We start from the raw sequence: 6479 nt of genomic DNA, 5'->3' as shown, positions 1-6479 counted from the left end.
ACTGCAATATTCGCTTTTCTTCACTCATGACCTCTCTGCCCCCTGACTTTTTACTCCCATCTTACCACAGGGGGAAAGGTCCTCCGCTATTTTACGCTTACAGATGCCAACCACTGTTTCCCCCTAACTGGTGGGATTTGAACCCTCTCTTTTCAGCGATTGGTAAATTCAGAACCATGTGGCGCCCTTTTTGAAGCGGTTATTTTCAAAAAGGGCGCTACTTTTCTATCAATAGAATACACAAAGTTTGAGGCGTCAATTTGTTGGTCACGACGGGCCATCGGATTGGCGCCCTTTTTGTTTTCACACAAATTCAAAAAGGGCACTGAATATTAGGAGGTAGTAAATGAACCGAGAACAGTTTTTTCAGGAGCTTCGCACCGCTCTCCACCGTGAGGGATTCACTCCGCTGCCGGAACAGGATGAATTGCTTCCTGTGGAGTGGGATGGTCTCCCTCTCTGCCGGATCACAGCGGACGGAGGCGTTCGCTACTGGCGGGATGATGTAGCGGCGCCGGAACGGGAACGGGCCTGTGAGCGAGCCACTGATCTGGCCTGCACCGTGCGGGAGTACATGACGCTGCTGGAACAGGCTCCGCCCCTGCAAGCCCAAAGCCTGACCGGTGACTACCGCCTGCTGGCTGACTTCAATGGAGCCGTGCTGGCTGCCCATCCCACCCGGCTTGGCGTCCAATTCGTCACATGGGACTGGAGCTTCGACCACACAGGTCTTAACCAGGGCAACTACTTTCAGGAAAACTATGTAGGTGCCAAGCAGGACTTCGCCATCCGCGCCGGCCTCATTTCCAAACAGCAAATTTTCAATCAGGAGCAGCTTATCGAAATCTACCGGTGCTGCTCTGACACCTTAGACGCTGGCTTTGACTTGACTGCCGAGCAGGAAAAGTGCATCCGGGGCGTTCAGGAGCAGATTGCCACTGCAGCTCCCGATGCTCTGGATCGCATAAGAGAACAGGAGCAGCCCCCCATGGAACCCTACAGTCAGGAACCGATCATGTAATATTCAGGCGCCGGAGTTTTAGAAATAAGACTCCGGCGCTTTTTTATTGCCTTAAACCAGACAGGAGGATTGAAGATTGGATCAAAAGAAAGAACAAAAAGCGCCACTGCGCATCAAAAATCTGGCTGAGTTGAAGCGCTATATCCGCCCTGGGACAGAGTTGGTGGCAACCAGCCATAGCAAGCACCCTGCCCTAGTCGGGCTTGTACGGGTGGTAACTGAGGTTCAGACCAACGCTTACTATTCCGTGGTCAAGGATCAGCCGACTCATCAGTATTCGACCTGTAATTACGGGAAGGGATTCCGCTCTGATTTCGAAAAGGCATCCAACTATTTATTTGAGGGCACGACCATCAAAGTCCTTGACCGCAGAAGCGGTGATGGCAGCGTGCTGTACGAAATGGAACTTTATCCGGGCGAATGCCTTATTCCCGGCCAGAAAAGCGATATGGAGGAGAATGAGGAAATCAAAGAAGACGGTTGCGAAATCAAGCAGGAAGGGATGAGTATGACCTTATGACACGCTACTTCATGCGGGATACACCGCTGTGCCAGATGGAACAGCAGATGATGACCCCACCCTATTTCAAGCCCAGGGGGCATGGCCGATACTAACGCCCTGGATCTCCAGCGGCAAATTGACTCTGACGAATGAGCCGCGTCCGTTTCATGTCCCCCTACCTGAAGGGCGGACGAAATGCCGCCAAGCTGTCCAACCGTGTCCGGTACATCGCAGCCCGTCCCGGCGTAGAGGTGCTGCCCGATGAGCAGAGAGATCTGCCGGCGACCAAAAAGCAGGAAGCCTATATCCAGCGCATCCTCCGGGACTTCCCCGGTGCGGAGGAGCTGCTGGAGTATGAAGATTACCGGAGGGAACCAACCAGAGGCCATGCCGATCACTTCATCCAACAAGCCTGCGAGGACTTCGTGGAGCCTATGAGCCGGGTGGAAAACTACCTGGACTACGTGGCCCACCGCCCTGGTGTGCAGACAGAGGGTGAGCACGGACTGTGGAACGGTGACGGCAAGGTGCGCAATCTCTCCCAGGCGGTCCGGGAGGTGGCGGAGCATACAGGCAATGTGTGGACGCCGGTGGTGGCGATCCGCCGGGAGGACGCGGAGCGGCTGGGCTACGACACGGCTGAGAGCTGGCGCGCCCTGGTGTGCGCCTGCCTCCCGGAGATCGCCAGGGGCTATAAGATCCCGCTGGAGCACCTGCGCTGGTACGCAGCCTTCCACCGGAAGGAGCACAGCGCCCATATCCATCTGGTGCTCTTCTCCACTGACCCTAAAGAGGGTTACCTGACCAAACAGGGCATCGAACAGGTCAAGTCAGCCTTCGGCCGGCGCATTTTTGAGCAGGACCTGCTCCACGTCTACGAGCAGAAGACGGAGTACCGGAATACCCTTGGCCGGGATGCGGAGCAGGCCATGGCGGAGCTGACCGCAGACCTGGAACACGGTCACTGTGAAAACAAGGTGCTGGAGCGGCTGGTCGTGGAACTGGCCGACCGGCTCCAGAACACCACCGGCAAAAAGGTGTACGGCTATCTGCCGCCTAAGACCAAGGCGGTGGTGGACGCCATCGTGGACGAGCTGGCAAAGGACGAGCGGGTTGCCGCCGCCTATGACCTGTGGAACCAGATGCGGGAGGAGGTGTGCCGCACCTACACGGAGCATCCGCCCCAGCGGGTGCCGCTGTCCCAGCAGAAGGAATTCAAATCCGTGCGCAATATGGTCATCCGGGAGGTGCTCCAGTTGTGCCGGGACGAGCCTCCTCAACATAACGTGTCCCAGCAGAGCAATTTGCCGTCCCAGACACCTAGACAGACGGAGCACCATAGAGAGCAGATCACACCTGCTTCCAGTCCGCACACGTCAGAGCGACAGCCCCTGACGCGGCCCCAGGTGGCCGGATGTGTGCTCAACCTGTTTCACAACATGGGGCGTATCTTCCGGGAGCAGTCTGCAGACGATGCCGTCCAGCAGGGCCTGCATATAGACAGGAAGCGTCGCCGGATGCTCCAGGAAAAGCGTATGGCCCTGGGCCACAAGGCCAACGACCACGAGGATACTATGCGGCTGAAACAGCTCTAAGAAAGGGTGCCCAGAAACCCGATGGGGTGAATGATATGGCTGCCCTTGGCGTCCAGATCCAACGCCGGATCCAGCAGCTGAATGCCCCGCCGGATGCCGGTGTAGCCGTACTTGGCCCGAATCCGATCCACCGCCTGCTCCAGATCCTCCCGCTTCTGTCGCTTGACGTCCTCTGGGAAGAGGGAGAGCTGAGGCGCTTCCTCCGCCGGGGACAGTCCGCAGGCCCGGACGGACAGGCTGCGCACCGGCCTGGAGGGACGGTTGGTGCAGAACAAACGGAAAGCCACGTCAAACAGGTCGGTGGAGTTGCTGGCCGGAGCCGTCAGCTTTTCCTGCCGCTCATAGCGCAGCAGGGTGTTGTCCCGGATCCCCAGCTGGACGGTGGAGCACAGGCACCGCTGTTCTCTCAGACGGGCAGCCACGCTTTCGCACAGGGCGTAGAGGGTGATCTTCACGTCGTCATCACTGACCAGATCCCGAGGGGCGGTGGTGCTGTTGCCCACCGACTTTATCGGCGGCATGGCGTAATAGGTGGATACCCCGGAGCGATCCAGACCGTTGGCGAACTGCCACAGCATCACCCCCACCTTGCCCAAAACCGCATGGAGGAAGTCGGGGCTGGACTGGGCCAGTGCTCCAATGGTATAGACGCCGTACCGGCCCAGCTTCCGGGTGGTGGCAGGGCCCACATACAGCAGGTCGCTCACCGGCAGGGCCCACACCAGCTCCCGGTAGTTCTCCCTGGTAATGACCGTGGTGGCATCTGGCTTCCGATAGTCGCTGCCCAGCTTGGCAAAGACCTTGTTGAAGGAGACTCCCACCGACACCGTCAGGCCCAGCTCTCCCTTGATCCGCCTCCGCAGGGTGTCCGCGATTTGCTTCCCATCTCCGAACAGGCTGGCGCTGCCACCCACGTCCAGCCAGCTCTCGTCCAATCCAAAGGGCTCCACCTGGTCGGTGTACTGGAGGTAGAGCTCCCGCACCTGATGGGAGAGCTCCAGATAGCGATCATACCGGGGCGGCACTACTACCAGACCAGGACAGCGGCTCCTGGCCTCCCAGATAGCTTGCCCGGTGGCCACGCCAAAGGCTTTGGCCTCATAGCTCTTGGCCAGGACGATGCCATGGCGCAGGGCGGGATCCCCGCACACCGCCACCGGCTTCCCCCGCAGAGCGGCGTTGTCCAGGCACTCCGCGCTGGCATAAAAGTTGTTCAGATCGCTGTGCAGAATCACTCGCTCCACCGCATCGCACCTCGTACATTCGTTCTATTATTAGTATAGTGTGACACAGGCCCAAATATCCACGAGTAAGTTTTGGCAGTTTTGTGGTAGAATAACGTGGCGAGGTGAGTGCTATGTGCGGCAGATACAGCCTGTCCCCCCAGGAGAGCCGGGAGATCATGGATATCCTGCGGCAGGTGCAGGACAAGTTCAAAACCGGAGAGGTCTTCCCTACCGATCCGGTGCCTGTGTTGATGGAGGCAGGGGCGGAGCTGGCTCCGGAGGTTATGGTGTGGGGTTATCCGGGGGTGGGCGGAAAAGGCAGGGCCATCATCAACGCCCGCAGTGAGACCGCCCTGGAGCGGCCCATGTTCCGCCAGTCCGTGCTGGGGCGGCGGTGCGTATTTCCCACCACAGGCTTCTATGAGTGGGGACATGCCGGCGGGCAGAAGCGGAAGTATCGGTTCCAGCTGCCGGGCCCGGATCGGGCCCTCTATCTGGCGGGGCTTTGGAACGACTATGCAGGCCAGCGCCGGTGTGTGATTCTCACTACGGCGGCCAATGGCTCCATGGCGGAGATCCATGACCGGATGCCTCTGGTGCTGAGACGGGAGCAGGTGGAGGAATGGGTACACAATCCCCAGGCCGCCGGAGAGCTGCTCCACCAGATACCGCCGGAGCTGACCCATGTGGAGGCGGAAGCATCCCAGCAGCTCTCACTCTTTTAACGATCAGATGCAAAAGGACGCCGTGGGCAGATGCTCACGGCGTCCTCTGTTTTCAGGAGGGAAATATGGGAACCTACATCCACTATACCGACGAGCAGAAGGAGCGAGCCAACACCGTAGATCTGGTGGAGCTGCTGTGGCAGCGCGGAGAAAAACTGCTCCGCTCCGGGCGGGAGTATCGTCTGGAGAACGACCACAGCATTACTGTCCGGGGCAGCGAGTGGTATGACCACGACAGCCGCCAGGGCGGACATGCAGTCAGCTTTGTCCAACACTACTACGGTATGTCCTACCAGGAGGCCATGGAGTTCCTGCTGAAAGGCACCTATCCCGTTACCAGCAGACGGGAAATGGAGCCGCCCAAGCCATTTGCGCTGCCACCTCCCCACCAGAATATGCGCCGGGTGTACGCCTACCTCATGAAGCAGCGGCAGATCGACGGCGCCATTATCACCCACTTTGCCCGGAAGGGGCTGCTCTATGAGGACGCCCAGTACCACAACTGCGTCTTTGTGGGCGCGGACGAGGGTGGCGCCCCCCGCCACGCCCACAAACGGAGCACCAACAGCCGGGGCAAGTCCTTCAAGGTCAATGTGGAGGGAAGCCGCCCCCAGTACAGCTTCCACCATGTGGGGAGAGACAATCTGCTCTATGTGTTTGAGGCGCCCATCGACATGCTGTCGTTTCTGACCCTGTACCCGGATGACTGGCAGGCCCACAGCTATGTGGCCCTGTGCGGCACCGGAGGACAGGCCATGCACTGGATGTTGGAGCAGAATCAGTACCTGCGGGACGTGGTGCTCTGCCTGGATAACGACGGGCCGGGACAGTTCGCCGCAAAGCGGCTCCAGACAGAATTGCAGGAAGGAGGATACCACAGCGGTATCCTCCTTCCCGTGCGTAAGGACTGGAACGAAGACCTGGTGTCTGGTGCGCTTACAGCATCTCCGGCTATGACTGCGGTTCAGAGCCTATGAGCCGGAACGATGACAGCCTCCGCCAAGGGAGAAGTATGCCCTTTTTCTGAACCGGGGGGCGGTCCACCGTGGACCGCCCAGAAGGTCACACTGGAAGAGGGCTCAAATACAGAGAACGAGAAAGGAGACCGAACCATGATAGACGAAAACTGGATGCTGATTGGACTGCTGGCCCTGGTGTTCGGCGCTTTGGTTGCGATAGCCGCCCTCTCCAACCGGGGCAGTCTGAACAGCATCAAGAACAAGACGGTGGGTGACGGCCAGTACGGAACCGCACGCTGGGCCACCGAGAAGGAGCTCCGCAAGAGCTACCGGCGGGTACCTTTCCGACCGGCCCTGTGGAGAAAGGGAGAGCAGCTCCCAGAGGCCCAGGGCCTGGTGCTGGGCTGTGTTGGGAAAAAGGACAGGCTGGCCGCTCTGGTGGACTGTGATG

6 protein-coding genes and 1 pseudogene are annotated in these 6479 nt (G+C 59.2%); 6 read left to right on the top strand and 1 reads right to left on the bottom strand.

The window, feature by feature from the left end:
• Positions 1 to 346 precede the first annotated feature (346 nt).
• The 3 genes from B5F88_RS18190 to mobP3 all read left to right on the top strand — a co-directional run bounded on the left by B5F88_RS18190 (position 347) and on the right by mobP3 (position 3118).
• Positions 347 to 1021 (top strand): hypothetical protein, encoded by a 675-nt coding sequence (locus tag B5F88_RS18190; protein WP_204246266.1) that lies wholly within the window; start codon positions 347 to 349, stop codon positions 1019 to 1021.
• Positions 1022 to 1097: 76 nt separating this feature from the next.
• Positions 1098 to 1541, top strand: a complete 444-nt coding sequence (locus B5F88_RS18185; RefSeq protein WP_087348830.1) for a hypothetical protein — start codon at positions 1098 to 1100, stop codon at positions 1539 to 1541.
• A 131-nt stretch (positions 1542 to 1672) separates the two neighbouring features.
• Complete coding sequence (mobP3, locus tag B5F88_RS18180; protein ID WP_087348828.1) at positions 1673 to 3118, top strand: MobP3 family relaxase; 1446 nt, start codon at positions 1673 to 1675, stop codon at positions 3116 to 3118.
• Here the strand turns inward: mobP3 and B5F88_RS18175 are convergent.
• Positions 3115 to 4362: a DNA polymerase IV gene (locus tag B5F88_RS18175; RefSeq protein ID WP_087348826.1), complete on the bottom strand. Its 1248-nt coding sequence runs from the start codon at positions 4360 to 4362 to the stop codon at positions 3115 to 3117. The two genes, mobP3 and B5F88_RS18175, sit on opposite strands and share 4 nt — an antisense overlap.
• 113 nt (positions 4363 to 4475) lie before the next feature.
• Between B5F88_RS18175 and B5F88_RS18170 the strand changes: the two genes are divergently transcribed.
• The 3 genes and pseudogenes from B5F88_RS18170 to B5F88_RS18160 form a co-directional block, all read left to right on the top strand.
• The gene (locus tag B5F88_RS18170) at positions 4476 to 5069 is read left to right on the top strand and encodes an SOS response-associated peptidase (RefSeq protein ID WP_087348824.1); all 594 of its coding nucleotides are present in this window, start codon (positions 4476 to 4478) and stop codon (positions 5067 to 5069) included.
• A 65-nt stretch (positions 5070 to 5134) separates the two neighbouring features.
• The gene (locus B5F88_RS18165; RefSeq protein ID WP_087348822.1) at positions 5135 to 6046 is read left to right on the top strand and encodes a DUF3991 and toprim domain-containing protein; all 912 of its coding nucleotides are present in this window, start codon (positions 5135 to 5137) and stop codon (positions 6044 to 6046) included.
• 135 nt (positions 6047 to 6181) lie between these two features.
• Positions 6182 to 6479 (top strand): annotated as a pseudogene (locus tag B5F88_RS18160) (type IV secretory system conjugative DNA transfer family protein); the annotation flags it as partial.

Source organism: Flavonifractor sp. An306 (assembly GCF_002159455.1).
GTDB lineage: Bacteria > Bacillota > Clostridia > Oscillospirales > Oscillospiraceae > Flavonifractor.
This window is presented reverse-complemented; position numbering and strand designations above follow the sequence as displayed.

Excerpts from the sequence above, each read along its gene's own strand:
- B5F88_RS18190 (WP_204246266.1), top strand. The coding sequence starts at position 347 with ATGAACCGAGAACAGTTTTTTCAGGAGCTTCGCACCGCTCTCCACCGT.
- mobP3 (WP_087348828.1), top strand. The coding sequence starts at position 1,673 with ATGAGCCGCGTCCGTTTCATGTCCCCCTACCTGAAGGGCGGACGAAAT.
- B5F88_RS18170 (WP_087348824.1), top strand. The coding sequence starts at position 4,476 with ATGTGCGGCAGATACAGCCTGTCCCCCCAGGAGAGCCGGGAGATCATG.
- B5F88_RS18165 (WP_087348822.1), top strand. The coding sequence starts at position 5,135 with ATGGGAACCTACATCCACTATACCGACGAGCAGAAGGAGCGAGCCAAC.